At 52.3% G+C, this 24,842-nt stretch carries 25 protein-coding genes; 14 read left to right on the forward strand and 11 right to left on the reverse strand.

What is annotated here, in order from left to right; all coding sequences use genetic code 11:
• Positions 1 to 76: 76 nt before the first annotated feature.
• Positions 77 to 1,060, forward strand: coding sequence for a 2-keto-3-deoxygluconate transporter (kdgT, locus tag FDX11_RS04195; RefSeq protein WP_137397550.1), 984 nt, complete (start codon positions 77 to 79; stop codon positions 1,058 to 1,060).
• 41 nt (positions 1,061 to 1,101) lie between these two features.
• Here the strand turns inward: kdgT and FDX11_RS04200 are convergent, their stop codons facing one another.
• Entirely contained in the window at positions 1,102 to 1,998 is an 897-nt protein-coding gene (locus tag FDX11_RS04200) for a dihydrodipicolinate synthase family protein (RefSeq protein ID WP_137350349.1), read from the reverse strand.
• Positions 1,999 to 2,150: 152 nt separating this feature from the next.
• On the opposite strand from FDX11_RS04200, the gene yiiM reads away from it, so the two are divergent.
• The 4 genes from yiiM (at position 2,151) to FDX11_RS04220 (ending at position 6,080) form a co-directional block, all read left to right on the forward strand.
• Positions 2,151 to 2,825, forward strand: coding sequence for a 6-hydroxyaminopurine reductase (yiiM, locus tag FDX11_RS04205; RefSeq protein ID WP_042313432.1), 675 nt, complete (start codon positions 2,151 to 2,153; stop codon positions 2,823 to 2,825).
• Between the two features lie 218 nt (positions 2,826 to 3,043).
• Positions 3,044 to 3,748 carry a GntR family transcriptional regulator gene (locus FDX11_RS04210; RefSeq protein WP_042313430.1) on the forward strand — a complete coding sequence of 235 codons (705 nt, stop codon included), beginning with the start codon at positions 3,044 to 3,046 and terminating at the stop codon, positions 3,746 to 3,748.
• Between the two features lie 7 nt (positions 3,749 to 3,755).
• Positions 3,756 to 4,712: a sugar phosphate isomerase/epimerase gene (locus FDX11_RS04215; protein ID WP_042313589.1), complete on the forward strand. Its 957-nt coding sequence runs from the start codon at positions 3,756 to 3,758 to the stop codon at positions 4,710 to 4,712.
• A 117-nt stretch (positions 4,713 to 4,829) separates the two neighbouring features.
• Positions 4,830 to 6,080, forward strand: a complete 1,251-nt coding sequence (locus FDX11_RS04220; protein WP_087856673.1) for an MFS transporter — start codon at positions 4,830 to 4,832, stop codon at positions 6,078 to 6,080.
• A gap of 40 nt (positions 6,081 to 6,120) precedes the next feature.
• Here FDX11_RS04220 and cpxA read toward each other — a convergent pair whose 3' ends face one another.
• The gene (gene cpxA, locus FDX11_RS04225) at positions 6,121 to 7,494 is read right to left on the reverse strand and encodes an envelope stress sensor histidine kinase CpxA (protein ID WP_042313425.1); all 1,374 of its coding nucleotides are present in this window, start codon (positions 7,492 to 7,494) and stop codon (positions 6,121 to 6,123) included.
• Positions 7,491 to 8,189 carry an envelope stress response regulator transcription factor CpxR gene (gene cpxR / locus FDX11_RS04230; RefSeq protein WP_038635960.1) on the reverse strand — a complete coding sequence of 233 codons (699 nt, stop codon included), beginning with the start codon at positions 8,187 to 8,189 and terminating at the stop codon, positions 7,491 to 7,493. Before cpxR ends, cpxA begins: the two co-directional genes overlap by 4 nt.
• 150 nt (positions 8,190 to 8,339) lie before the next feature.
• Here cpxR and cpxP point away from each other — a divergent pair, with 150 nt between their 5' ends.
• From cpxP to FDX11_RS04265, 7 genes are all read left to right on the forward strand, one after another.
• Positions 8,340 to 8,840: a cell-envelope stress modulator CpxP gene (cpxP, locus tag FDX11_RS04235; protein WP_042313421.1), complete on the forward strand. Its 501-nt coding sequence runs from the start codon at positions 8,340 to 8,342 to the stop codon at positions 8,838 to 8,840.
• A 147-nt stretch (positions 8,841 to 8,987) separates the two neighbouring features.
• Entirely contained in the window at positions 8,988 to 9,890 is a 903-nt protein-coding gene (fieF, locus tag FDX11_RS04240) for a CDF family cation-efflux transporter FieF (RefSeq protein ID WP_038635968.1), read from the forward strand.
• Between the two features lie 185 nt (positions 9,891 to 10,075).
• Entirely contained in the window at positions 10,076 to 11,038 is a 963-nt protein-coding gene (gene pfkA / locus FDX11_RS04245) for a 6-phosphofructokinase (protein ID WP_006686196.1), read from the forward strand.
• A 204-nt stretch (positions 11,039 to 11,242) separates the two neighbouring features.
• Positions 11,243 to 12,232, forward strand: coding sequence for a sulfate/thiosulfate ABC transporter substrate-binding protein Sbp (sbp, locus tag FDX11_RS04250; protein WP_042313417.1), 990 nt, complete (start codon positions 11,243 to 11,245; stop codon positions 12,230 to 12,232).
• 104 nt (positions 12,233 to 12,336) lie between these two features.
• On the forward strand, positions 12,337 to 13,086 hold the full coding sequence (locus tag FDX11_RS04255; RefSeq protein ID WP_137397551.1) for a CDP-diacylglycerol diphosphatase: 750 nt from the start codon (positions 12,337 to 12,339) through the stop codon (positions 13,084 to 13,086).
• Between the two features lie 73 nt (positions 13,087 to 13,159).
• Positions 13,160 to 14,464, forward strand: a complete 1,305-nt coding sequence (locus FDX11_RS04260; RefSeq protein ID WP_061382571.1) for an SLC13 family permease — start codon at positions 13,160 to 13,162, stop codon at positions 14,462 to 14,464.
• A 113-nt stretch (positions 14,465 to 14,577) separates the two neighbouring features.
• A complete protein-coding gene (locus tag FDX11_RS04265; protein WP_042313410.1) occupies positions 14,578 to 16,050 on the forward strand; it encodes a DASS family sodium-coupled anion symporter in 1,473 nt (490 codons plus the stop codon).
• A 39-nt stretch (positions 16,051 to 16,089) separates the two neighbouring features.
• Here FDX11_RS04265 and tpiA read toward each other — a convergent pair whose 3' ends face one another.
• The gene (gene tpiA / locus FDX11_RS04270; protein WP_038635981.1) at positions 16,090 to 16,857 is read right to left on the reverse strand and encodes a triose-phosphate isomerase; all 768 of its coding nucleotides are present in this window, start codon (positions 16,855 to 16,857) and stop codon (positions 16,090 to 16,092) included.
• Between the two features lie 108 nt (positions 16,858 to 16,965).
• Positions 16,966 to 17,565, reverse strand: a complete 600-nt coding sequence (locus tag FDX11_RS04275; RefSeq protein ID WP_042313405.1) for a YiiQ family protein — start codon at positions 17,563 to 17,565, stop codon at positions 16,966 to 16,968.
• Positions 17,566 to 17,665: 100 nt separating this feature from the next.
• On the opposite strand from FDX11_RS04275, the gene FDX11_RS04280 reads away from it, so the two are divergent.
• Positions 17,666 to 18,094, forward strand: coding sequence for a DUF805 domain-containing protein (locus FDX11_RS04280; protein ID WP_042313402.1), 429 nt, complete (start codon positions 17,666 to 17,668; stop codon positions 18,092 to 18,094).
• Between the two features lie 39 nt (positions 18,095 to 18,133).
• Here the strand turns inward: FDX11_RS04280 and fpr are convergent, their stop codons facing one another.
• The 4 genes from fpr to FDX11_RS04300 form a co-directional block, all read right to left on the reverse strand.
• Positions 18,134 to 18,880 (reverse strand): ferredoxin--NADP(+) reductase, encoded by a 747-nt coding sequence (gene fpr / locus FDX11_RS04285; RefSeq protein WP_042313399.1) that lies wholly within the window; start codon positions 18,878 to 18,880, stop codon positions 18,134 to 18,136.
• Positions 18,881 to 18,975: 95 nt separating this feature from the next.
• A complete protein-coding gene (gene glpX, locus FDX11_RS04290) occupies positions 18,976 to 19,986 on the reverse strand; it encodes a class II fructose-bisphosphatase (RefSeq protein ID WP_038635990.1) in 1,011 nt (336 codons plus the stop codon).
• Between the two features lie 139 nt (positions 19,987 to 20,125).
• Positions 20,126 to 21,634, reverse strand: coding sequence for a glycerol kinase GlpK (glpK, locus tag FDX11_RS04295; RefSeq protein WP_042313394.1), 1,509 nt, complete (start codon positions 21,632 to 21,634; stop codon positions 20,126 to 20,128).
• A 22-nt stretch (positions 21,635 to 21,656) separates the two neighbouring features.
• Positions 21,657 to 22,502 (reverse strand): MIP/aquaporin family protein, encoded by an 846-nt coding sequence (locus FDX11_RS04300; RefSeq protein ID WP_042313392.1) that lies wholly within the window; start codon positions 22,500 to 22,502, stop codon positions 21,657 to 21,659.
• A 428-nt stretch (positions 22,503 to 22,930) separates the two neighbouring features.
• On the opposite strand from FDX11_RS04300, the gene zapB reads away from it, so the two are divergent.
• Positions 22,931 to 23,176 carry a septal ring assembly protein ZapB gene (zapB, locus tag FDX11_RS04305; protein WP_019077914.1) on the forward strand — a complete coding sequence of 82 codons (246 nt, stop codon included), beginning with the start codon at positions 22,931 to 22,933 and terminating at the stop codon, positions 23,174 to 23,176.
• Positions 23,177 to 23,290: 114 nt separating this feature from the next.
• Here the strand turns inward: zapB and rraA are convergent, their stop codons facing one another.
• Positions 23,291 to 23,776, reverse strand: a complete 486-nt coding sequence (gene rraA, locus FDX11_RS04310) for a ribonuclease E activity regulator RraA (protein ID WP_008787034.1) — start codon at positions 23,774 to 23,776, stop codon at positions 23,291 to 23,293.
• A 92-nt stretch (positions 23,777 to 23,868) separates the two neighbouring features.
• Positions 23,869 to 24,798 carry a 1,4-dihydroxy-2-naphthoate polyprenyltransferase gene (gene menA, locus FDX11_RS04315; protein ID WP_038636012.1) on the reverse strand — a complete coding sequence of 310 codons (930 nt, stop codon included), beginning with the start codon at positions 24,796 to 24,798 and terminating at the stop codon, positions 23,869 to 23,871.
• Between the last annotated feature and the right edge of the window lie 44 nt (positions 24,799 to 24,842).

Raw genomic sequence — 24,842 nt, forward strand, 5'->3', positions numbered from 1 at the left:
AAGACGGGCGCATCTCAAAAGTAAGATGCAATCGCCCATAAAAATTGCCCCATTTTTATGTCTACAGGTGATGGAAATGCAGATCAAACGAACGATAGAGAGAATCCCTGGCGGGATGATGCTGGTGCCGCTTTTCCTCGGCGCGTTATGTCACACCTTTTCACCCGGCGCCGGGAAATATTTCGGCTCATTTACCAACGGTATGATCACCGGTACGGTGCCTATTCTGGCGGTCTGGTTCTTTTGTATGGGCGCGTCGATTAAGCTAAGCGCAACCGGCACCGTGCTGCGTAAATCAGGCACGCTGGTCATCACCAAAATTCTGGTGGCGTGGGTGGTAGCGGCGATTGCCTCACGCATCCTGCCGGAACACGGTGTGGAAGTCGGGTTCTTCGCCGGGTTGTCCACGTTGGCGCTGGTGGCCGCCATGGATATGACCAACGGTGGGCTGTACGCCTCGATTATGCAGCAGTATGGCACCAAAGAAGAGGCCGGGGCATTTGTCCTGATGTCTCTGGAATCAGGCCCGCTGATGACCATGGTGATTCTGGGTACCGCGGGGATTGCTTCGTTTGAACCACACGTGTTTGTGGGGGCCGTATTACCCTTCCTGATTGGTTTTGCGCTGGGTAATCTGGACCCTGAACTGCGGGAGTTCTTCAGCAAAGCTGTGCAGACTCTGATCCCGTTCTTCGCCTTCGCGCTGGGTAACACCATTGATTTGAGCGTGATTGCGCAGACCGGCGTGCTGGGGATTCTGTTGGGCGCGGCGGTGATTATCATCACCGGGATCCCATTGATTATCGCTGATAAACTGATTGGCGGCGGCGATGGAACAGCGGGGATTGCCGCTTCCAGCTCAGCGGGTGCGGCGGTTGCTACACCGGTACTGATTGCTGAAATGGTTCCGGCATTTAAACCGATGGCGCCAGCGGCAACCTCTCTGGTGGCGACCTCGGTGATTGTGACCTCCATTCTGGTACCGATTATCACGTCCATCTGGTCGAAAAAGGTCAAAGCCAGGGCGGCGGAAATTGATCTTCGTGGTACCGTGAAGTAAGCCTCTTTTGCCGGATGGTCTGCGCCATCCGGCTTAGTCAGTTAACCTTTGACGACGAACACCTCATCAATAGTCCGACATTCCCCCTCATTCAACTCTCCGCCAGCATTACGTGACACACCGGTGCAGTAGCCAAACTTACGCGATACCACGGTTTTGATGGTGGTGACAAAATCTTCGCCAATGGCGTAGATGGACATATAGGTGCCAATCTGGTCCTGAATATCGAGAAGCGTCGCCAGATCGCCCTGCTTAAACGCCTCCCGCGCACTGACAAACAGTTCCGGCATAACGTTGTTCAACCCTGAAATAATCCCCGCCCCGCCTGCCAGCAGGTTAGGAATGTAGTATTCGTCATAACCGGACAGTACGGCAAAATCTTCCCGCACGGCGCGCGTTGTCTGAATCATGCTGCGGGTATGTGACTGACAGTCGACGGTATCTTTGATGCCTGCGAAATTTGGGAACTCGGCAGCGAGAGTGGCAACCAGCTCCGGCGTTAAATCACAGCCGGTACGCGCCGGGAAATTATAGGCAAACCATTTACCGCTGAGTTTCTGTCCCAACTGGCGGAAGTAACTCAGCAGCTGTTTCGCCGTTTGTCCGTAGTAATAAGGCGGCAGGATCATCACGGCATCATAACCTGCGCGATACGCTTCCTGCGCCATCAACAGAACATCATTCTGGCAGGTGGATGAGACGTTGGCGACCATCTTCAGCGAGCTCATGGCCCGGGCTTCACGGATCAGCAGCAGTCGTTCTTCGAGCGTAAAGGAAGCAAACTCCCCGATGCTGCCCATCAGCAAAATCACGTCGATTTTGGCCTCGGTAAGGCGTTTAAGATGCTGGCTCAGACCGTTGAGATCGATCTTGCCGTCATTGTCCATTGGCGTAATGGAAGGGCACCAGACGCCAGCAAATTGCGATTGACCAGTCACGTAGTCGACTCCTTATTTGAAATGATGTTTCAAAACCAGATTACATTGATAGCATGTGTCCTTAAGTTTCATGTGAACCGTGCTCTCATTTTGAGCGACTGGGATAAAATAAATATGGTGTAATGGGGGAAATTTATCGGGAGAGGGAACAGATGCGATATCCGGTCGATGTTTTTACAGGCAAGATTCGGGACTATACGGGAAGTCGTCCCAGCGCGATTGCTAAAGTTCAGGTCGATGGTGAGCTGATGCTGACCGAGCTGGGCCTGACGGGGGATGAACAGGCGGAAACGAAAATTCATGGCGGGCCGGATCGCGCGCTGTGCCATTATCCGCGTGAACACTATCAGCACTGGAGACAAGAGTTTCCGGAGCAGGCGGAGTTATTTGTTGCCCCCGCTTTTGGCGAAAACCTCTCCACTGAGGGGCTGACAGAAGAGAATGTGTATATTGGCGACATTTTCCAGTGGGGAGACGCTCTGATTCAGGTCACACAGCCGCGCTCGCCGTGCTTTAAGCTGAATTTCCATTTTGGCATCAGCGATATGGCCAGCCAGATGCAGGATGCGGGCAAGACGGGCTGGCTGTGTAGCGTCATCGCTCCCGGTCAGGTGTCGGCAGACGCGCCGTTGATCCTGGCGTCACGCGTGAGCGACGTCAGCGTGCGCGAGGCGATTGCCATTGCCTGGCATATGCCGTTTGATGACTCGCAGTATCACCGTTTACTGTCGGCTGCCGGGTTATCGAAGAGCTGGACCAGAACGATGCAAAAGCGCCGTTTAAGCGGCAAGATCGAAGATAATTCCCGCCGTTTGTGGGGCAAATAACTCTCACCTTTAGCTTGCCATTAAATCAGGTGGCGACACCTGATTTATCTTCCTCATGGTTCATCTCCTCACGTACTAAAACCTGCCTGTCGCGCCATGTGTCCAGGCCATTCTTGATACCTGGCCCACAAAAAGAAACGCTGCGTTGAAAAAAAACTTGAGTATTTCGTGCACTCAAATATCTTAGCTTCAAATTGGTTTAAACCAGATTGAATGAGATGAAAAAGAAAAACAATGTTGATGTGCTCAGAGAGCGCTTTGAAAGCTGGTTAAACGAGAATAATTTGCCTGCGGGCTCCAAATTGCCTTCGGAGAGAGAGCTATGTGAGCTGCTGGATGCAAAGCGCATGACCTTACGTCAGGTTCTGATCGAGCTGGAGATTGATGCACGTATTTTCCGCAAGAACCGTAGCGGGTGGTTTATTTCATCGAAGCGATTCATTTATAACCCGAAATCACTTTCCAGCTTCAATGCCGAGGCCTGTGCCCAGGGACGTAAACCTTTTTGGGATTATTTGACCAAGGAAACGATTGAGACGGTTCCGCACCATGTTGATGATGTTTTTCTCTCCTCCGGAGATCGTTATTTAGTTACCGGCTGGTGTGGTCTTGATTCACATAAAGTGTTTTACCATGAATCCTATATTGATGCCGATGTTGCACCGGGATTCATAAACAAACTTGGCAATCAGTCTTTTGCCAGCGTCTGGGAAGATGCGTTCGGTCATGTTTTAAATATCAAAGAGATGATTTTTAAACCGGTCAATATGCCGGAAGTGGCCTGCAAAGAACTGGGCGTTGCGCCAAATACTTATGGAATTTTAGTAGAAAAACATCGGGCAACCCGAGACAAAAAAGTGGTTCAGGTTGATTTTGAATACTGGCGACTTGAATCAGTGGAACTTGTTATTCGTGATGAATGAGAAAACTATGGGAAAATATAACCAGGAACTTCTCGCTGAACGCGCGAGAAATATACCGCTGTACCTACATGCTTATGCCTTTCATCTGAATATGCGCTATGAGAGAGTCCTCCCTGGCGATCTTCTGGATATTGCATATCAGCAAAAATTAAAAGGTGTAAAAATACATGTTGAGGATGGCGAGTCCCAGTCACTGCAGAAACTAAACGATCGGCAGTTACACGATTTTAAAGAAAAGGCCAAAAAATATAATTTGGATGTGCATATTGAAACCAGCGCATCGGACCAGGCGACATTGACGGATGCGATCCGTATTGCCATGGCAACTGGCGCAACGTCAGTTCGTTTCTACCCGCGCTATGAAGGGCATCTCAACGATGTTATGGCGAAGATCGCCAATGATATTGCGTGGTTGTCTCAGCATGATGACTGCGGCCTAAGCTTTACCATCGAACAGCATGAAGATCTGCAAGGTCATGAACTGGTGACGCTGGTTAAGAACAGTGGGATGAAGAATCTCTCTATTCTGTTTGATTTTGGCAACATGATTAACGCTAATGAGCAGCCGCTTTCTGCGTTAGAGGTCATGTCTCCTTGGATCACTCAGGTACATATTAAAGACGCTAAAATTATTAAAGAAGGTAAAGGCTGGGGGCATGAGGCTTGTCGTTCAGGATACGGCGACTTACCCATGGAGGAGATGCTCAAGGCATTATTACTCTTAGGTGAAGATAAACCACAAGTACATGCTTTTGGTCTGGAAGAAGAAGTTGAATATTATGCTCCGGCATTTCGTTTCGATGATGAAGGTGATAATCCCTGGATCCCATGGCGCGATGCAAGTTATACGCCGCTACCCGACGCTGACATGATTGATGCGCGACTGGCGCAGGAAAAAGAACATGCTCTGGCTCAAATAAAATATATTCGTGACTTGTGTAATAAATTTATAGGTAATCAATAACTTTTTAAAATTTTACTAAATGCGAACAGGGTTATGAAAATAACTCTACAATTTTATTAATTATATAAATTAATCTTAATATTTCTCTCAACAAGCAATGAGGGTTTACTCATGTTCATGAATAAATGGGCAAGGCTTTGTTTTTTGATTTTAGGCGGCGGCACAATATTCAAACTTTCAAGTATGAAAGATGTTTTCTATGTGCCAATGCAAAATGACTGGGGTTTAACCAATACGCAGATTGGCTTGAGTTTTACGGTTTATACGATTGTTCAGACAACCGGCCTGTTTCTTTCGCTCTATATTGCAGACCGTTATTCTAAGAAAATATTATTACCCTTTGGTCTGATCGGTGTTGGGCTTTGCGGTTTATATCTGGCAACGCTACCGTCATTTACCGGTTATCTCATTTGCTTTGCCGCAATGGCGTTTTTTGCCGATGTGGTGTATTGGCCGGTATTGCTGAAAGCCGTACGTCTGCTGGGTACGAAAGAAGAACAAGGCCGCATGTTTGGCTTTTTAGAAGCCGGACGTGGCGTGGTGGATGTCATCGTCGCTTCTGGTGCCCTGTTTGTTTTTGTTCAGTTTGGTGAAGGCAAAGCGGGAATGCAGGCGGGTCTGTTGTTTTATACGGTCATTACGCTTGCGGCAGGTATTGTGACGTACTTTATAGTCGATGACGACAAAGTGAAAGGCGGCGAGAATACCAGTGCCAATATGGAAGTGTTAAAGGGGATTAAACATGTTTTGTCCTGTCCTAACGTCTGGTTGGCTTCTTTAGGGATTTTCTTCGTTTACGCCGCATATTGTGGGCTGACTTACTTTATCCCCTTCTTAAAAGACATCTACATGTTGCCGGTAGCACTGGTAGGCGCGTACGGCATCATTAACCAGTATGCGTTAAAAATGGTAGGAGGGCCGATTGGTGGGCTGCTGGCGGATAAGGTTGCTAAATCGCCTACGGTGTACCTGAAATGGACCTTTCTGATCTCTGCCGTTGCGATGCTTGTTTTCATGCAGTTGCCGCATCAAACAATGAACGTGTATATCGGTATGGCCGCGACATTAGGATTCGGGGCGATTATCTTCTCACAGCGTGCGATTTTCTTCGCGCCGATGGATGAGATTGGTACGCCACGTGAGTATGCCGGTTCGGCAATGGCGTTTGGTTGCATCATCGGTTATATGCCCGCCATGTTTGCGTACACGTTATACGGATATTTGCTGGATACCAATAGCGGCATCACAGGCTACAACTATGTTTTTAGCGTGATGATTGCGTTCAGCTTAATGGGCTTTATCTGTTCGACAATTCTGGTGAAGCGGATCAAAAAGCAAAAGCTAGCGGCTGCGACCGCAACTGCATAATGTGAGTGCTTCCCCGGCGATACGTGACCGGGGAAGCCTGTTAAGCGCGTTTATACAGCGGTAACCAAATCACCAGCCGTAAACCACCCAGCGGGCTGTCTTCGGCCTTCACCCAGCCACGATGCTGCTGGATCGCGGTTTCCACAATCGCCAGACCCAGACCCGTTCCGCCAGACTCGCGATCGCGCGCCTCATCGGTACGATAGAACGGACGGAAAATCTGCTCCCGGTCCTCAGGGCTGACGCCCGGACCATCGTCGTCAACGGTGATGGTGATCCCGTCTTTATCCACCGCGAAGCCCACTTCAATCTGCGTGTGTGAATAGCGTAGGGCGTTGCGCACAATATTTTCCAGCGCGCTTTCCAGCGCATTTGGGTTGCCGTACAGCGGCCACGGACCCGGCGGGAAATTCACCGTGAGCGATTTACCCATCTGCTCGGCTTCAAAGGCGGCGTTATCCAGTACTTCGCCCCATAGCTGATTGGCTTTCACCGTTTCACTGACCAGCGCGTTTTTCTGCTGATTACGTGACATCACCAGCAGGTCGTTGATCATGCTGTCCAGCCGATGCGCTTCTGTTTCAATGCGCTCCAGCTCTTTGCTCTCACCGCTACGACGGCGCAGCAGAGCGGTTCCCAGTTGCAGACGTGTCAACGGCGTTCTCAACTCGTGAGAGATGTCCGACAGCAGGCGCTGCTGCGTGGTCATCATCCGCTCCAGCGCCGTCACCATCTGGTTAAAGCTGGCGCCCGCCGCCAGAAACTCCTGCGGACCGGCTTCCAGCTCCGGATGCTGACGCAGGTTGCCCTGGGCCACTTCATCCGCTGCATTTTTCAGCTTACGCGCCGGTTTCGCCAGGCTCCAGGCAAGCCAGAGCAATAACGGAGAGCTGACTAACATGGTGACGATCAGCAATAACAGCGGTCGGTCGAACAGCAGGTTGATAAAGTCAGATTGCGAGCTGCTGGCAGGTCGAATGAGATACAGCTGGTAGTTATCTTCACCGTCTCTGACGGAAAAAGGCCCGACCATCTCCACGCGACCGTATTTTTTCTTTTGCGGATGGTCGGCGTTATCGGCTTGACCAATAAAGTTACGAATGATCTGCATTTCGTTGCGTTCTGCGCCGATCACGCGTCCTTCCGTGGTAACAAGTAATAACCGCTGTCCTGGCGGCGCCCACTTGTCTATCGCCCGAAACAAGCGACGCCACCACATTAAATCGTTGGGTGGATCGTTCGCCAGTTCAGCTTCAACGTGTTGCTCAATCATCAACCCCTGGCGCTGCTCGCTGTCCAGTAGCTCGGTCATCTGACGTGAGTCGAGCTTGGGTAGCATCAGTACCAACATCAACACCAGTGCCAGCGTCAACCAGAAGATGGCAAAGATGCGTGCGGTTAAACTCCCTATCATGAAGCGGAGACCATCAGGTAGCCGCGACCACGTAGCGTTTTAAACCACGGATGCCCATCTTTACGCTCTGGCAGCTTACGACGCAGGTTCGAGATATGCATGTCGATCGCGCGATCGAAAGGCGTCAGGCGTTTGCCCAGCACTTCCTGGCTCAGATGTTCACGCGAAACCACCTGGCCGAGATGCTGCGCCAGCAAATAGAGCAGGGTGAATTCGGTGCCGGTTAGCTCCAGCGTTTGCCCGTCGAAGCTGGCTTCCTGGCGACCCGGGTTGAGGCTTAACGCATCCACTTCCAGAGTCGGTGAGCCGTTGTCGCTGCTCTGCTGCTGTTCGCTCCAGTGCGAGCGACGCAGAATAGCGCGGATGCGCGCGACCAGTTCGCGGTCGTTAAACGGTTTAGGTAAATAGTCGTCCGCGCCCAGTTCAAGGCCAAGTACGCGATCCAATTCGCTGCCGCGAGCGGTCAGCATGATTACGGGTGTCTGGTGTGTCTGGCGAAGCGCTTTCAGTGTATCGATGCCGTTTTTCTTCGGCATCATGACGTCGAGCAAAAGTAAATCGATGCTGTCATCCAGAAGCTCGAGCGCCTGTTCCCCATCATGGGCAACCAGCACATCGAAACCTTCCATTTCGAGCAACTCCTTTAACAGGGAAGTCAGCTCTCGGTCATCATCAACTAACAGGATTTTATTCATTGTTTACGTACCTCCGAGGCAGAAATTACGTCATCAGGCGTCGCTAATCTATGACTTTACGTTGTTTTACACCCCCTGACGCATGTTTGCAGCCCGAATCGTAAACTGTCTCTCGTTGAATCGCGACAGAAAAGATTTTGGGAGCAAGTGATGGGCAAAGTAACCGCTGCCGTCATGGCCTCAACGCTGGCACTCAGTACTTTAAGCCATGCAGCTGAAGTCGTCACAGGCGATCACTGGCACCTGGGTGAAGGCTCCTCGCAACGCAGCGTACAGAGCCACATGTTTGACGGTATCAGTTTAACCGAACATCAACGTCAACAGATGCGAGATTTAATGCAGCAGGCAAGACACGAACAGCCTCCTGTTAATGTTAGCGAAATGGAGACAATGCATCGCCTTGTCACCGCAGAGAAATTTGATGAAAGCGCTGTGCGCGCTCAGGCAGAAAGAATGGCGCAGGAACAGGTTGCCCGCCAGGTTGAAATAGCCAAGGTTCGCAACCAGATGTATCGCCTGTTAACGCCCGAGCAGCAAGCGGTTTTAAATGAGAAACATGAACAACGAATGGAGCAACTGCGCGACGTCGCGCACTGGCAAAAAAGCTCATCGTTGAATTTATTGAGTAGTAGCAACTCACGTTCCCAGTAGTAACCCTGTTTTCCTTGCCATAGACACCATCCCTGTCTTCCCCCACATGATGTGGGGGTTTTTTTTGCCCAAAATTTGTCACTCGGTAATTGCCTGACTGTTTTACTTCATCCGTTATACTAGCGGCATATCCTGGCAGGAGTGTTTATGAATCAAACCTATGGGCGGCTGGTTAGCCGGGCGGCAATCGCGGCGACCGTGATGGCATCGCTGTTACTTTTGATCAAAATTTTTGCGTGGTGGTACACCGGATCGGTCAGTATTCTGGCTGCACTGGTGGATTCTTTGGTGGATATCGCGGCGTCGTTAACCAATCTGTTGGTGGTGCGTTATTCATTGCAACCGGCCGATGATGAACACACGTTTGGACACGGTAAAGCGGAATCATTGGCGGCGTTGGCGCAAAGTATGTTTATTTCCGGTTCGGCGCTGTTTTTATTCCTGACCGGGATTCAGCATCTTATCCAACCCACGCCGATGAAAGATCCCGGCGTCGGGGTGATTGTCACCATCATTGCGTTAGTGTGCACCATCATACTGGTCTCGTTTCAGCGCTGGGTGGTGAAGCGTACGCAAAGTCAGGCCGTTAGGGCGGATATGCTTCATTATCAGTCTGATGTTATGATGAACGGTGCGATTCTCATTGCGCTTGGGCTGGCATGGTATGGCTGGCATCGCGCAGATGCCTTGTTTGCGCTCGGAATTGGCATCTATATTTTATATAGCGCATTACGCATGGGGTATGAGGCGGTGCAGTCATTGCTGGATCGCGCTTTACCCGATGAAGAACGTCAGGAAATTATTGATATCGTGACGTCATGGCCGGGAGTCAGCGGCGCTCACGATCTTCGCACGCGGCAGTCAGGGCCGACCCGCTTTATTCAGATTCATTTGGAAATGGAAGATAATCTGCCGCTCGTTCAGGCGCATGTAGTGGCTGAGCAGGTCGAGCAGGCAATTTTGCGACGTTTCCCGGGATCGGATGTCATTATTCATCAGGATCCCTGTTCCGTCGTACCCAAGGAAGGCAAGATGTTTGAGCTTTCATAATTCGTTGTAAAAAAAGTGAACCAGGCCAGCATTTTGTGTATAAATTACCACCATTTGGCCTGACCTGAATCAATTCAGCAGGAAGTGATTGTTATACTATCTGCATATTCGTTGGATCGTTTCGATATGCGGAATCGACTTCCGGCAGCAGATTTCATTTTGCATTCCAAAGTTCAGAGGTAGTCATGATTAAGAAAATCGGTGTGTTGACAAGCGGCGGTGATGCGCCGGGCATGAACGCAGCAATCCGTGGTGTTGTGCGTGCAGCGTTGACGGAAGGGCTGGAAGTCATGGGGATCCATGATGGCTACCTGGGTTTGTATGAAGACCGTATGGTCCAGCTTGACCGCTATAGCGTGTCCGACATGATCAACCGTGGCGGTACCTTCCTCGGTTCTGCCCGCTTCCCGGAATTCCGCGACGAAAACGTGCGTGCGGTGGCTATCGAAAACCTGAAGAAACGTGGCATCGACGCCCTGGTTGTTATCGGCGGTGACGGTTCTTACATGGGTGCGAAACGCCTGACTGAAATGGGCTTCCCGTGCATCGGTCTGCCGGGCACTATCGACAACGATATCAAGGGCACCGACTACACCATCGGTTATTTCACCGCGCTGGGTACTGTAGTCGAAGCGATTGACCGTCTGCGTGATACCTCTTCTTCTCACCAGCGTATCTCTATCGTTGAAGTGATGGGCCGCTACTGTGGTGATCTGACCCTGGCGGCAGCGATTGCCGGCGGTTGTGAGTTCGTGGTGGTTCCGGAAGTAGAATTCAGCCGTGACGATCTGGTTGCTGAAATCAAAGCCGGTATCGCGAAAGGTAAAAAACACGCGATTGTAGCGATCACTGAACACATGTGTGACGTTGACGAACTGGCGCATTACATCGAGAAAGAAACGGGCCGTGAAACGCGTTCAACCGTACTGGGTCACATCCAGCGTGGTGGTTCTCCGGTTCCTTATGACCGTATTCTGGCGTCCCGTATGGGCGCGTATGCCATTGAACTGCTGCTCGAAGGTCATGGTGGCCGTTGCGTAGGTATTCAGAACGAAAAACTGGTTCACCATGACATCATCGACGCTATCGAAAACATGAAGCGTCCTTTCAAAGGTGACTGGCTGGACTGCGCGAAAAAACTGTACTGATTGTTTTTTGCGCGTCTGATGGCGCTACGCTTATCAGGCCTACAGGTTGCAGAAACGTGTAGGCCGGATTAGGCGTTAGCCGCCATCCGGCAATCCCTCAGATTTATTCCTCGAAGTTATAGCAAATCTTTTTTTATTCTTTAATGTTTGGATCGCTTTCTGGCACGCTTTGCTCATCACAACACCACATAAGAGAGCTGGGCGATGAACAAATGGGGCGTAGGGTTAACATTATTGCTGGCATCGACCAGCGTTCTGGCAAAGGATATTCAGTTACTTAACGTATCGTACGATCCAACGCGTGAGCTGTACGAGCAGTACAACAAAGCTTTTAGCGCGCACTGGAAGCAGGAAACCGGCGACAACGTCGTGATCCGCCAATCGCACGGCGGTTCGGGTAAACAGGCGACTTCCGTCATAAACGGCATTGAAGCCGATGTCGTGACGCTGGCGCTGGCTTACGATGTGGACGCTATTGCTGAACGTGGTCGTATCGATAAAAACTGGATCAAGCGTCTGCCGGATAACTCAGCACCTTACACTTCCACCATCGTTTTCCTGGTCCGCAAGGGCAATCCAAAACAAATTCATGACTGGAACGATCTTGTCAAACCGGGTGTGTCCGTCATTACGCCAAACCCGAAAAGCTCAGGCGGCGCACGCTGGAACTATCTGGCAGCATGGGGCTACGCCCTGCACCACAACAATAACGATCAGGCCAAAGCCCAGGACTTCGTCAAAGCCCTGTTTAAAAACGTTGAAGTGCTGGACTCCGGTGCGCGTGGCTCAACCAATACCTTCGTTGAACGCGGTATCGGTGATGTGCTGATTGCCTGGGAAAACGAAGCGCTACTGGCGACGAACGAACTGGGTAAAGATAAATTCGAGATAGTCACTCCGAGTGAATCTATTCTCGCGGAGCCGACCGTTTCCGTGGTCGACAAAGTGGTGGAAAAGAAAGACACCAAAGCGGTAGCGGAAGCCTACCTGAAGTATCTCTACTCGCCGGAAGGTCAGGAGATAGCAGCGAAAAACTTCTACCGTCCGCGTGATGCTGAAGTGGCGAAGAAATACGAAAATGCCTTTCCGAAGCTGAAGCTGTTCACCATTGACGAAGAGTTTGGCGGCTGGACGAAAGCACAGAAAGAGCACTTCTCTAACGGCGGTACGTTCGACCAGATCAGCAAGCGTTAAATAAATCTGTGAGTTACCAACCCGGTGGCATAACGCGACCGGGTTTTTTATTTGTCATGGTTTTGCGTTACTCTTGCCCCTCAATAGGATACAGGGAACGCGTAATGAAAAAAGCAGGCTATCTTTTACTGGCGGTGATTGTGGTGGCTGCCGCTGCTGGCATTGGTTACTGGAAATTCACCGGCAACCCGGACGCGTTACGCCAGATTGTTCTTCAGCAATGCTTGCCGCACCAGTTGCAGCAGCAGGATCCCGCACCGTGCGTGGAAGTGAAACCAGACGCCGGATATGTGGTGTTCAAAGATCGTAATGGTCCGCTGCAATATCTGTTGATGCCTGGTTACCGTATCAATGGTACGGAAAGCCCGTTGCTGTTGGAATCAGGCACGCCGAACTTTTTCTGGCTGGCCTGGCAGGCGCGTAGCTTTATGAGCCAAAAATACGGTCAGGAGATCCCTGACAAAGCGGTATCGCTGACCATTAACTCGCGTAGCGGGCGTACGCAAAATCACCTGCACATTCATATCTCCTGCCTGCGAACCGATGTCAGAAAGCAACTGGATGACAACATGGCGAAAATCAGCACCCGCTGGTTGCCTTTGCCGGGTGGATTACGCGGGCATGAATATCTGGCGCGTCGCGTCACGGAAAACGAACTGGCGCAACGCAGCCCGTTTATTATGCTGGCGGAAGAAGTACCGAATGCGCGAGAACATATGGGCCGCTATGCGCTGGCGATGGTGCGCCAAAGCGATGAGTCTTTTGTCCTGCTGGCGACTCAGCGTAACTTGCTGTCGCTGAATCTCGCTTCTGCTGAGGAAATTCAGGATCATCAATGTGATATTCTGCACTAACCCTACCTAATCTGGCGTTTACTCCGCATGCCTGTCCCCGTATTCTTGTTGAAAAAAACAACAGGAGACAGGCATGTCGCTCTGGCTTTCACACCCTCTGTTTATTCCTTCTCTGGTGGTTGGCATCACCATTATTCTCTGGGCGACATCGCTACTACCGGAATTTATAACGGCGCTGCTGTTCTTTGCTGTGGCGATGGTGGCCAAAATCGCGCCACCGGATGTGATTTTTGGCGGCTTTGCGTCATCGGCATTCTGGCTGGTCTTCAGTGGCTTCGTGCTGGGTATCGCGATTCGTAAAACGGGATTGGCGGACAGGGCGGCGAGGGCGCTGTCATCGCGATTGACCGACTCCTGGCCGTTAATGGTAGCGAGTGTGGTACTGCTAAGTTATGCGCTGGCGTTTGTAATGCCGTCCAATATGGGGCGCATTGCGCTGCTGATGCCGATTGTCGCGGCGATGGCGAAACGGGCGGGAATTAACGACGGCACGCGAGCCTGGTATGGTCTGGCGCTGGCCGTCGGGTTTGGGACGTTCCAGCTTTCCGCGACGATTTTACCCGCTAACGTGCCGAATCTGGTGATGAGCGGCGCAGCGGAAGGTTCTTACGGTATCCACCTGAATTATCTGCCCTATTTACTGTTACATACGCCGGTTCTGGGCTGGCTCAAGGGCGCGGTACTCATCGTACTTATCTGCTGGCTGTTTCCTGGTAAGCCCCATGCGCCGCGCGATCTGACGCCGCCTGAGCCGATGAGCCGGGATGAAAAACGTCTGGCATGGATGTTAGCGGTGGTGTTGTTTTTGTGGGTAAGCGAAAGCTGGCACGGCATTGGTCCAGCGTGGACCGGACTGGCGGCGGCGGTTATCACGCTGCTACCTCGGGTTGGCTTTATTAATGGCGAGGAGTTTTCCAGTGGGGTCAATATCCGTACCTGTATCTATGTGGCGGGTATTCTGGGGCTGGCGATCACCGTCACGCAGACCGGTATTGGCAGTGCGGTGGGCGAGGCGCTGTTACAGGTGATGCCGCTGGACGCGGAAAAACCGTTTACCAGCTTCCTCGCGCTGACTGGCATTACCACCGCACTCAATTTTATTATGACGGCAAACGGCGTTCCGGCGCTATATACCACGCTGGCGCAAAGCTTTGCCGATGCGACGGGATTCCCGCTGCTGTCGGTGATTATGATTCAGGTACTGGGATATTCCACACCGCTACTTCCGTATCAGGCTTCACCCATTGTTGTGGCGATGGCGCTTGGGAAAGTGCCTGCGAGGGCGGGGATGCTGCTGTGTATTGCGCTGGCGGCGGCAACGTATCTGGTGCTTCTGCCGTTGGATTACCTCTGGTTCAGTATGCTGGGTAAATTATAACTGTATCTAAATGTTAATTTTTTGTTTTGTGAGATGATGAATTGTTTTATTTGGGCTGATGGCGGTTAATACCGGGGCGCAGATTTGTGCACTGGAAACTCAAGGATTGATTCATGGACAGTTTGACCCCTATCCGCTGTTGGCCTGCCATCATTTCGCTCGCGATCACGCTGACCATCTGGTTTGTTATCCCGTGTCCGCCTGATGTCACTCCGCAAGCGTGGCATCTGCTGGCGTTGTTCATAGGTACGATCGCAGCGATTATCGGTAAAGCCATGCCCATTGGCGCCATTGCGGTTGTGGCGATTATGCTGGTGGCGATGACCGGCGTCACTAACCCCGGTAAACCCTCGGCCGCACTGAACGATGCGTTGAGTGGCTTTTCTAACCAGTTAATCTGGCTGATTGGTTTATCCATTATGCTGTCGCAAAGTCTGTTAAAGACCGGCCTGGGGGCGCGAATTGGCTACGGGTTTATTGCGCTGTTTGGTAAAAGAACGCTGGGTATTGCGTGGGCATTAACCCTTGCGGAAACGCTGATTGCGCCGGTTACGCCCAGCAACACGGCGCGTGGCGGTGGTATTATCCACCCAGTAATGCGGGCGATTGCGGAAAGCCTCGGATCGCAACCGGGAAACAACGAGAATGGTTCAACGGGTCGCTATCTGGCGCTGGTGAATTACAACATTAACCCCATCAGCTCGGCAATGTTCATCACCGCGACCGCACCTAACCCCTTAATCGTTAGCTTTTTAACGAAGGGGACGGATGGCGTGCTGAACATGACCTGGGGAATGTGGGCTATTGCGGCGCTGCTTCCCGCTGTGGTCTCGCTGGTCGTCATGCCGATTGTAATCTGGTGGCTCTATCCGCCAGCTATCACGCGCACGCCAAATGCGCCGCAGTTCGCACGACAAAAACTGGAGGCGCTAGGTCCGCTTTCACTGGCAGAGAAAATTACCCTGGCCGTCTTCATTTTGCTGCTCTGCCTGTGGGCGGGAGTGCCCGCGATGTTGATGGGCAGCGCCTGGAGCGTAAACCCCACAAGCGCCGCGTTAATTGGTTTGTCGATTCTGTTGATGGCGGGTGTATTAAGCTGGGAAGACATTCTTAAATGCCGTGGAGCGTGGGATACCATAGTCTGGTTTGCCGCGCTGGTGATGATGGCGGATTTTCTCAGCAAGCTTGGGTTGGTCGGTTGGCTGGCGACCAGCGTGGGTAGTGCAATCGACCATCTGGGTGTGCACTGGAGCATTGCGACGCTGTTGTTGATTCTGCTTTACGTCTATTCGCACTACTTTTTCGCCAGTACAACTGCGCATATTACGGCGATGTTCGCTGCGTTCTTCGCTGCAGGTTTAGGCCTCGGCGCGCCGCCAGCGCTGCTTGGTTTAATGCTCGGTTTCTCCTCCTCCTTGATGATGTCGCTCACGCACTATGGCACGGGTACTGCGCCTATTATCTTTGGTTCGGGCTATGTCACGCTGGCGGAGTGGTGGAAAACGGGGCTGGTGATGAGTGTGGTCAACCTGACCATTTGGGGTGTGACCGGCGCCTTCTGGTGGCACTGGTTGGGATACTGGTAGTTAATACAGCGGGAGGAGTGCTCCTCCCGCCTTAACAACTTAAGCCTGTTTAGCGGCTTCTGCTGCTTTAACGATGACTGCGAAAGCGTCTGCTTTCAGAGAAGCACCGCCAACCAGCGCGCCGTCGATGTCTGGCTGAGCGAACAGTTCTGCCGCGTTGCCCGCATTTACGGAACCGCCGTACTGGATAATAACCTGTTCAGCGATTTTCGCGTCAGCTTTAGCAATGTGGTCACGGATGAATTTGTGAACAGCCTGAGCCTGAGCCGGAGTTGCAGATTTACCGGTACCGATAGCCCATACTGGTTCGTAAGCGATGACTACGCCTTCGAATGCCGCAGCGCCCTGAGTTTTCAGAACGGCGTCGATCTGACGTGCGCAGACTTCTTCAGTTTTGCCCGCTTCGTTTTCTGCTTCGGTTTCACCGATGCACAGAACTGGAGTCAGACCCTGCTCTTTCAGCACAGCGAATTTCTTCGCGATCAGCTCGTCAGACTCTTTGTGATAAGTACGACGCTCAGAGTGACCGATAATGATGTACTGCGCGCCGATATCTTTCAGCATTTCAGCGCTTGTTTCACCGGTGAATGCGCCAGACAGGTTCAGGTCAACGTTCTGCGCGCCCAGGATGATGTGGCTACCGGCAGCGGCGTGTTTCGCCAGGTCGATATACATTTCCGGCGGAGCAATCGCTACTGCACAGCCAGCAACGCCAGCCAGTTCTTTACGCAGATTAGCAACCAGTTCGTTTACCATATGGCGGCTGCCGTTCAGTTTCCAGTTACCCATCACTAAAGGATGTCGCATTTCATTTCTCCACGCTTGTCAGCGAATTAAGGAATATGGCCGCCCGTCAGGGCAGCATGGTCTGTGAAACAGTATAGAGATTCATCCCCAGAAAGGCTTTGCTTTTTGTCACTTATTCGACCCTTCGAGGTTTTCAGATAGAGCCAGCTTAATCGGTTCAACAGCGAAGGTCAGCCCCTTTTCACCGTTATCTGCTATGACATAGCGAATAGCGCCTTCTGTTTCGGCGTAATAGTGCTTACCTTTGCCTGCGGCGAGCAATTTTTGCAGCTTTTTCTGGCTCTGTTCTTTCGTCAGCAGCGGCGCGACGGTGCGGATGACGGCGCTCATATATTCCAGCGCTTTCGCTTTCGCCGCCTTTTGTTCTGGCCCCTGAATCGGCAGCCAGGTGATCTGCATACTTTTGATTTTCAATGTACCGCGCTCAAGGGCCGAGGACGCATACAGGTTTTCGTTGATTTTACTGGCGGCGCGGGTGAGATTCGCTCGGTCGCGACTGCTGTCGATGGCGCGGAACTCATTGAGGATAAGCTTCGGATTCTGTGTATTAAAGTTTTCACGAAACTGGCTAATCGATAGATCAAAAGTTGGCGCGCCCGCCAACAAATAGGGGGCCGTGATTGCCGTCGATGGCTCTTCCGCCTGCGCCGTAGTGCTTACGGTTAAGGCTGAAAACAGTAATAAAAACAGTGTAAATCCTTGCTTCATCAATTGTACCTTTCATTCTCACTGCTCACGATTAAAACGGTAACCGTCCGGCTTGTCAAAAGGGTAAACTGTCCTGGAAGGTAATAATAAAGGAACCTACATGACCATACAGCAGTGGTTATTCTCATTTAAAGGGCGTATTGGACGCCGTGATTTCTGGATTTGGATAGGTCTGTGGCTCGTCAGTATGTTGGCGTTGTTCTCCCTGGCGAGTAAGCAATTACTCGATATTCAAACCGCGGCATTTTGTCTGGTGTGTCTGCTATGGCCGACGGCGGCGGTGACGGTAAAGCGTCTGCACGATCGGGGACGTTCAGGGGCGTGGGCGTTGCTGATGATTCTGGCGTGGATGCTGCTGGCCGGAAACTGGGCGATGTTACCTGGCGTCTGGCAATGGGCGGTAGGCCGTTTTCTTCCGACGCTGATTCTGGTCGGCATGCTTATCGATCTGGGCGCGTTTGTCGGCACCCAGGACGAAAATAAATATGGTAAAGATACGCAGGACGTAAAGTACAGAGCTGACTCGTAGGCCGGATAAGGCGCGTTAGCGTCGCCATCCGGCAAGCCCTTACCAGTAGTGCTCAGCAGTCATATGGCCTGGTCGACGGCGCAGGTGTTTGGTCATCTGCCGGGTCTCTTTCAACAGTTGCTGCGTGTCGCGTACCATTTGTGGATTTCCACACAGCATTACGTGGCTGGTTTCTTTATCCATTGGCAGACCTACCGCTTTTTCCAGCTCACCGCTTTCAATCAGCGCCGGCACTCGCCCGGTCAACGAATTTGCCGCAGTTTCACGGCTAACAACGGTCTGGATACGTAATTTACCTTCGTAGCGCTTTTCCAGCGCCTGCATCAATGGCAGGTAGCTTAAATCGGCGGCATAGCGCGCGGCGTGGACCAGCACCAGATTTTTAAAGCGATCCAGATCTTTGCCTAACTGCAAAATCGACAAATACGGGCCGATAGCCGTGCCGGTCGCCAGCATCCATAGCGTATCGCAATCGGGGATCTCATCCAGCACGAAGAAGCCAGCGGCTTCACTGACCACCTGAACGTCATCGCCAGGTTTCAGCGCGGCCAAACGAGGGCTGAGTTTGCCGTCGGGAACTGTCACCAGATAAAACTCTAAATCGGGATTGTCGGGCGCATTGACGTAGGAATAGGCGCGCTGGACGCGCTCGCCGTCGATTTCCAGGCCAAGCTTGGTAAACTGGCCAGCAGTAAAAGGAAGAACTGGAGCTCGCACGGTCAAACTAAATAAGGCATCGGTCCAGTTCTGCACCTTTGTGACTTTGCCTGTTACCCAATCTGCCATGGTTTTCTCCTGTCTGCTTTGATTGCCTTATCTTCGTTCGTTGGACGAAAGATTTCCAGCCCGGATGGGCTGGAAGGCTCTATTGATCAAATCAATTACAGGATGTGCGCCTGCACATCGGGATCTTTGCGATCGAGATAGTGAATCGACTGAATACGGCGGATTGTGCGCGATTTGCCGCGGATCAGCAGCGTTTCGGTGGTCGCGATATTGCCTTTGCGGCTAATGCCTTCCAGCAGATCGCCTTTGGTGATGCCGGTGGCAGAGAAAATGACGTTGTCGCTGCGCGCCATTTCGTCCAGACGCAGCGCTTTGCCCGCTTCAATGCCCATCGCGGTGCAGCGGGCCAGTTCCTGTTCGCCAATGCGGCGGTTTTCTTCGCTGTCGCCTTTGACGTCATGACGCGCCAGGAGACGGCCCTGCATATCGCCATCCAGCGCGCGGATAACGGCGGCGGAGACCACACCTTCCGGTGCGCCGCCAATGCCGTACAGCACGTCAACTTCGCTGTCAGGCATGCAGGTCAGAATTGAAGCCGCAACGTCGCCGTCGGGAATAGCGAATACGCGCACGCCCAGTTTCGTCATCTCTGCAATAACGTCATCATGGCGAGGTTTCGCCAGAATAGTGACGGTCAGGTCACTCAGGGGTTTGTTCAGCGCGGCGGCAATGTTACGCAGGTTAGCTTCCAGCGATAGGTTCAGGTCAATGGACCCTTTTGCGCCTGGGCCGACAATCAGCTTTTCCATATACATGTCCGGCGCGTTCAGGAAGCAGCCTTTGTCGCCCACGGCCAGTACCGCCAGCGCATTTGCCTGGCCCATTGCCGTCATACGCGTGCCTTCGATAGGATCGACGGCGATGTCTACCGCATCACCAAGACCCGTACCGACTTTCTCACCGATAAACAGCATCGGCGCTTCATCGATTTCACCTTCGCCAATCACGATGGTGCCGTCGATGTTGACCTGGTTGAGCATAATACGCATGGCGTTCACCGCCGCGCCGTCAGCGGTATTTTTATCGCCGCGGCCCAGCCATTTGTAGCCAGCCAGCGCGGCCGCTTCGGTCACGCGTGAAAATTCAATGGCAAGTTCTCGTCTCATTGCAAACTCGTAGCTGAAAGGAATGGCGCGAAGTGTAGCACAGGGGAGGGGGCGAGATTATTGATGTGTGTGCGGGTTGTCCCCGCACGAAGATATTGCCGGATAAGACACCTTAGCGTCGCCATCCGGCAATGACGTATTACTCGTCGTGATCTTCCCACGCCATGGCGCGTTTGACTGCTTTTTTCCAGCCGCTGTAACGGAAGTTACGTTCGGTAGTTTCGATGCCGGGACGGAATTCACGCTCGATGACCGCTTTTTCCTGCAGCTCATCCAGGTTTTGCCAGAAGCCGACCGCCAGACCGGCCAGGTACGCCGCACCCAGCGCAGTGACTTCGCGGACTTCCGGACGCTCAACGCGCGTGCCGAGAATATCCGACTGGAACTGCATCAGGAAGTTGTTGGCGACCGCACCGCCATCGACGCGCAGGGCGTGCAGGCGAATGCCGGAGTCAGCCTGCATCGCTTCCAGTACGTCACGGGTCTGGTAAGCGATAGACTCAAGCGTTGCGCGAATGATGTGGTTGGAGTTTACACCACGGGTCAGACCGAAGATGGCGCCACGCGCGTAGGGGTCCCAGTACGGTGCGCCCAGACCGGTGAATGCCGGAACGACGTACACGCCGTTGGTATCTTTCACTTTGGTGGCGAAATACTCAGAGTCGAATGCATCGCTGATGAGTTTCATTTCATCACGCAGCCACTGGATAGAGGCACCCGCCATAAATACTGCGCCTTCCAGGGCGTAGTTCACTTCCCCGGTCGGTCCGCAGGCGATGGTGGTCAGCAGCCCGTTTTCGGACTTAACGGCTTTCTCGCCGGTGTTCATCAGCATGAAGCAGCCGGTACCGTAGGTGTTTTTCGCCATCCCTTCTTTCACGCACAGCTGGCCGAACAGCGCCGCCTGCTGGTCACCGGCGATACCGGAGATTGGAATACGAATGCCGCCTTTACCACCGATGTTGGTCTGACCGTACACTTCAGAAGAACGACGTACTTCCGGCAGCATGGCGCGCGGAATATCCAGCGCATCCAGCATCTTGTCGTCCCAGTCCAGGGAGTGAATGTTGAACAGCATGGTACGTGAGGCGTTGGTGTAATCGGTGACGTGTACACGCCCCTGCGTCATTTTCCAGATAAGCCAGGTGTCTACGGTACCAAACAGCAGTTCACCGCGACGAGCGCGCTCACGCGAGCCTTCTACGTGGTCGAGGATCCACTTCACTTTGGTACCGGAGAAGTACGGGTCAATCACCAGGCCGGTGTTGCTACGAATGTACTCTTCCATACCGTCGCGCTTGAGCTTCTCGCAGATATCCGCGGTACGACGACACTGCCACACAATGGCGTTATAGATAGGTTTACCGGTCTCACGTTCCCAGACGATGGTGGTTTCACGCTGGTTGGTAATACCGATCGCGGCAATTTCATCGGAACTGATATCGGCTTTCGCCAGCACTTCTACCAGCGTGGAGCTTTGGGTCGCCCAAATTTCCATTGGGTCGTGTTCTACCCAACCTGCTTTCGGGTAGATTTGCTCGAATTCGCGCTGTGAAACGGCAACGATATTCGCATCGTGGTCCATTACGACCGCGCGGGAGCTGGTGGTGCCCTGGTCGAGCGCAACGATATATTTTTTTTCAGTCATAATTTTTTGTCCCGTAGTCACATTACTGCGAAGCTTTTTGTTGAGTGTTGGCCGCAACGTCTTTCTCTTCAATCGCGCAGACATCGCACGGTAAATGACGACCAATCAGTTTGCGATAGGCCCATGCGCCCAAAATTGCGCCAGTAATTGGGCCAAACACTGGTACCAGGAAGTAAGGGATATCACGACCACCCGTGAAGGCAATCTCACCCCATCCGGCCAGTCCGGCGAACAGTTTCGGTCCGAAGTCACGCGCCGGGTTCATCGCAAAACCGGTTAGCGGCCCCATGGAAGCACCAATAACGGCAATCAGTAAGCCGATCAGCAGTGGTGCCAGAGGACCACGAGGTACACCGTTACCATCGTCGGTCAGGGCCAGAATCAGCCCCATTAGAATAGCGGTAATGACCATTTCAACCGCGAAGGCCTGCACAAAATTGATATGCGGGTTCGGATAGGTGGAGAAAGTACCTGCCAGACCCAGGCTTTCCGTACTGCCGCGCACGATATGGTTGGTTTGTTCGAAATCGAGGAAAAGATTGTAATAAAGCCCGTAAACCAATGCCGCTGCGCAAAAGGCGCCGGCAATTTGTGAAATAATAAAAGGGATGACTTTGCGTTTATCAAAACAGGCGAACAGCCAGAGTGCGATGGTGACCGCTGGATTCAGGTGTGCGCCAGAAACGCCTGCGGTCAGATAGATAGCCATCGCTACCCCCAGACCCCAGATGATGCTGATTTCCCACTGACCAAAAGTAGCCCCGGCCACTTTGAGTGCAGCGACACAGCCCACACCGAAGAAAATCAACAACCCGGTACCGAGGAATTCAGCAATGCACTGGCCTTTTAAGGTTGATGTTTGACTCATAATCGGATCCTGAAGAGAGTTTAATGTTTATTGTGTGCGAGAAGGTCACTGACATCCCCGGAGCCGGTAGGCACACTGTTAATTTATCGTTAACGCTCAAAAACGAGAAATATCGAAATTAAAATGTGTGTACTGCATCAACAAAATGAGCGTTTTCGCGCCATTGCGCGGTATTTGTTATACAAAAATAGTGTGAGCTGAATCATTTCACCGATCAATCTCTTAACACTTAAGCGTTATGACAGCCATGTCACCAGGAGAAAGACTAAAAGTGTTGCAAACCGCAATCTGCGCGGGATGCCGCTGGACAGGGATGACGCGGCTTCATACAATCGGTGTTAAGTAGAGTGCGCTCGTTTTTATTAAGGCGTCGCCGGTTATCGGGACGAGGATTTTTATCCATCAACGCCTTGCAATTCAGGAGAGGTATGACGATGTCATTAGAAGTGTTTGAGAAACTGGAAGCAAAAGTACAGCAGGCGATTGATACCATCACGCTGTTGCAGATGGAAATCGAAGAGCTGAAAGAAAAGAACAACTCACTGTCGCAGGAAGTTCAGTCTGCACAGCAGCAGCGTGAAGAACTGGAGCGTGAGAACAACAATCTGAAAGAACAGCAGAACGGCTGGCAGGATCGTCTGCATGCCCTTTTAGGCCGTATGGAAGAAGTCTAATTACGCTTTATCTTTCGCGTAATCGCCCCTGTTTGTAGGCCGGATAAGGCGTGAGCCGACATCCGGCAATCAGCGACAACGCATAAAAAAAGGCACCTTGCGGTGCCTTTTTGATCACTCGATATCGAGCGGGTCTTCGGAGAGAATTATCCCGGTGTTGTCGGCGTACAGGTGGTCGCCGGAGAAGAACGTCACGCCGCCAAAGTTGACGCGCACATCGCTTTCCCCAATGCCTTCACCGGAAGCGCCTACCGGAATTGCGGCAATCGCCTGAATGCCGATATCCAGTTCTTCCAGATCGTCTACCTGGCGTACTGAGCCGTAGATGACCAGACCTTCCCATTCATTCTGTACGGCCAGCCGCGCCAGTTCGGCATCGACCAGCGCGCGACGGACAGAACCGCCGCCATCGACCAGCAGAATGCGACCACGGCCGTTTTGTTCGAGCAGATCGTACAGCAACCCGTTGTCCTCGAAACATTTTACCGTGATGATTTGTCCGCCAAACGACGACCGTCCCCCAAAGTTAGAGAACAGCGGTTCCACGACGTTGACATCTTCCTGATAGATGTCACAAAGCTCGGATGTATCGTATTTCATAGGCTTAACGTTTAGTTGCTGCGAGAATTTTTAGTATATCGCGCTATGTGTACTGTTGGCAAAATCATCAATTGTTAATTGATATTTGTCAGTTAAAGAGACCACTGACTTAAGAAAATTCCAACGACAAACAGCAGGTTAGTTAATAGTGCCGCTTTTACGGTGCGTTCCAGCATCGGGCGCATTGCCTCAGGGTTCATCTCACGCATCACGTAACGCGCCTGTTTGAAAAGCAGCGGAGCGGCGAGAATAAACAGCCATCCCCACAGGCTTTGCAGCGAGAACAGGTTAAACAGCGCCAGACAGACCAGCGTACCCATCAGCAGGCAGGCATGGTAGCGGCGGGCATTCACGGCGCCTAAACGCACGACCAGCGTGTTCTTGCCATTCTCTCTGTCGCTGTTGATATCGCGCAGATTGTTGACGTTGAGCACAGCGGTTGCCAGCAGGCCGCAGGCGGTGGCAGGCAGAATCAGCGCCGGAATCAGCGTATGGGCCTGTAAATACCAGCTTCCCATCACGCTGAGCCAGCCGAAGAATACCAGCACGGAAATATCGCCCAGACCGATATATCCGTAAGGGCGATTACCCACGGTGTAAGTGATCGCGGCGATAATTGACAGGCCCCCGAGCACCAGGAAACCGACAAAATCCGCCAGCGTGTGACAGGCCACGGCAACCAGGGCCAGACCAGACAGACAGATCAACACTACGGTGACGATCAGCGCGCGCTTCATCTGCTCTTGGGTGATAACCCCTTTTTGCATACCGCGCAGTGGTCCAATGCGGTCGGGCTTGTCGCTGCCTTTGACGGCATCGCCATAGTCGTTAGCGAGATTGGACAGAATTTGCAGCAGTCCCGCCGTAATTAATGCCAGCAGAGCAACCAGCGGATCGAAGTATCCTTGCCACCATGCTAATGCCGTACCGACGATGATCGCCGCGAAGGCGAGCGGTAAGGTCTTAGGTCGTAAACTTTCCAGCCAGGCTTGTGAGCGGCTAATTTGTTGTTGTTCAGTCATATTTAGCGCCAATAAAAATGGGGCTTTATCAGCCCCATCAACAG

Origin of the sequence: Citrobacter sp. wls714, from assembly GCF_005281025.1 — a bacterium.
GTDB lineage: Bacteria > Pseudomonadota > Gammaproteobacteria > Enterobacterales > Enterobacteriaceae > Citrobacter > Citrobacter werkmanii.

Bases quoted from the DNA above. Each gene is read 5' to 3' on its own strand.
- kdgT (WP_137397550.1), top strand. From the start codon at position 77: ATGCAGATCAAACGAACGATAGAGAGAATCCCTGGCGGGATGATGCTG.
- yiiM (WP_042313432.1), top strand. From the start codon at position 2,151: ATGCGATATCCGGTCGATGTTTTTACAGGCAAGATTCGGGACTATACG.
- FDX11_RS04210 (WP_042313430.1), top strand. From the start codon at position 3,044: ATGAAAAAGAAAAACAATGTTGATGTGCTCAGAGAGCGCTTTGAAAGC.
- FDX11_RS04215 (WP_042313589.1), top strand. From the start codon at position 3,756: ATGGGAAAATATAACCAGGAACTTCTCGCTGAACGCGCGAGAAATATA.
- FDX11_RS04220 (WP_087856673.1), top strand. From the start codon at position 4,830: ATGAATAAATGGGCAAGGCTTTGTTTTTTGATTTTAGGCGGCGGCACA.
- cpxA (WP_042313425.1), bottom strand. From the start codon at position 7,494: ATGATAGGGAGTTTAACCGCACGCATCTTTGCCATCTTCTGGTTGACG.
- cpxR (WP_038635960.1), bottom strand. From the start codon at position 8,189: ATGAATAAAATCCTGTTAGTTGATGATGACCGAGAGCTGACTTCCCTG.
- cpxP (WP_042313421.1), top strand. From the start codon at position 8,340: ATGGGCAAAGTAACCGCTGCCGTCATGGCCTCAACGCTGGCACTCAGT.
- fieF (WP_038635968.1), top strand. From the start codon at position 8,988: ATGAATCAAACCTATGGGCGGCTGGTTAGCCGGGCGGCAATCGCGGCG.
- pfkA (WP_006686196.1), top strand. From the start codon at position 10,076: ATGATTAAGAAAATCGGTGTGTTGACAAGCGGCGGTGATGCGCCGGGC.
- sbp (WP_042313417.1), top strand. From the start codon at position 11,243: ATGAACAAATGGGGCGTAGGGTTAACATTATTGCTGGCATCGACCAGC.
- FDX11_RS04255 (WP_137397551.1), top strand. From the start codon at position 12,337: ATGAAAAAAGCAGGCTATCTTTTACTGGCGGTGATTGTGGTGGCTGCC.
- FDX11_RS04260 (WP_061382571.1), top strand. From the start codon at position 13,160: ATGTCGCTCTGGCTTTCACACCCTCTGTTTATTCCTTCTCTGGTGGTT.
- FDX11_RS04265 (WP_042313410.1), top strand. From the start codon at position 14,578: ATGGACAGTTTGACCCCTATCCGCTGTTGGCCTGCCATCATTTCGCTC.
- tpiA (WP_038635981.1), bottom strand. From the start codon at position 16,857: ATGCGACATCCTTTAGTGATGGGTAACTGGAAACTGAACGGCAGCCGC.
- FDX11_RS04275 (WP_042313405.1), bottom strand. From the start codon at position 17,565: ATGAAGCAAGGATTTACACTGTTTTTATTACTGTTTTCAGCCTTAACC.
- FDX11_RS04280 (WP_042313402.1), top strand. From the start codon at position 17,666: ATGACCATACAGCAGTGGTTATTCTCATTTAAAGGGCGTATTGGACGC.
- fpr (WP_042313399.1), bottom strand. From the start codon at position 18,880: ATGGCAGATTGGGTAACAGGCAAAGTCACAAAGGTGCAGAACTGGACC.
- glpX (WP_038635990.1), bottom strand. From the start codon at position 19,986: ATGAGACGAGAACTTGCCATTGAATTTTCACGCGTGACCGAAGCGGCC.
- glpK (WP_042313394.1), bottom strand. From the start codon at position 21,634: ATGACTGAAAAAAAATATATCGTTGCGCTCGACCAGGGCACCACCAGC.
- FDX11_RS04300 (WP_042313392.1), bottom strand. From the start codon at position 22,502: ATGAGTCAAACATCAACCTTAAAAGGCCAGTGCATTGCTGAATTCCTC.
- zapB (WP_019077914.1), top strand. From the start codon at position 22,931: ATGACGATGTCATTAGAAGTGTTTGAGAAACTGGAAGCAAAAGTACAG.
- rraA (WP_008787034.1), bottom strand. From the start codon at position 23,776: ATGAAATACGATACATCCGAGCTTTGTGACATCTATCAGGAAGATGTC.
- menA (WP_038636012.1), bottom strand. From the start codon at position 24,798: ATGACTGAACAACAACAAATTAGCCGCTCACAAGCCTGGCTGGAAAGT.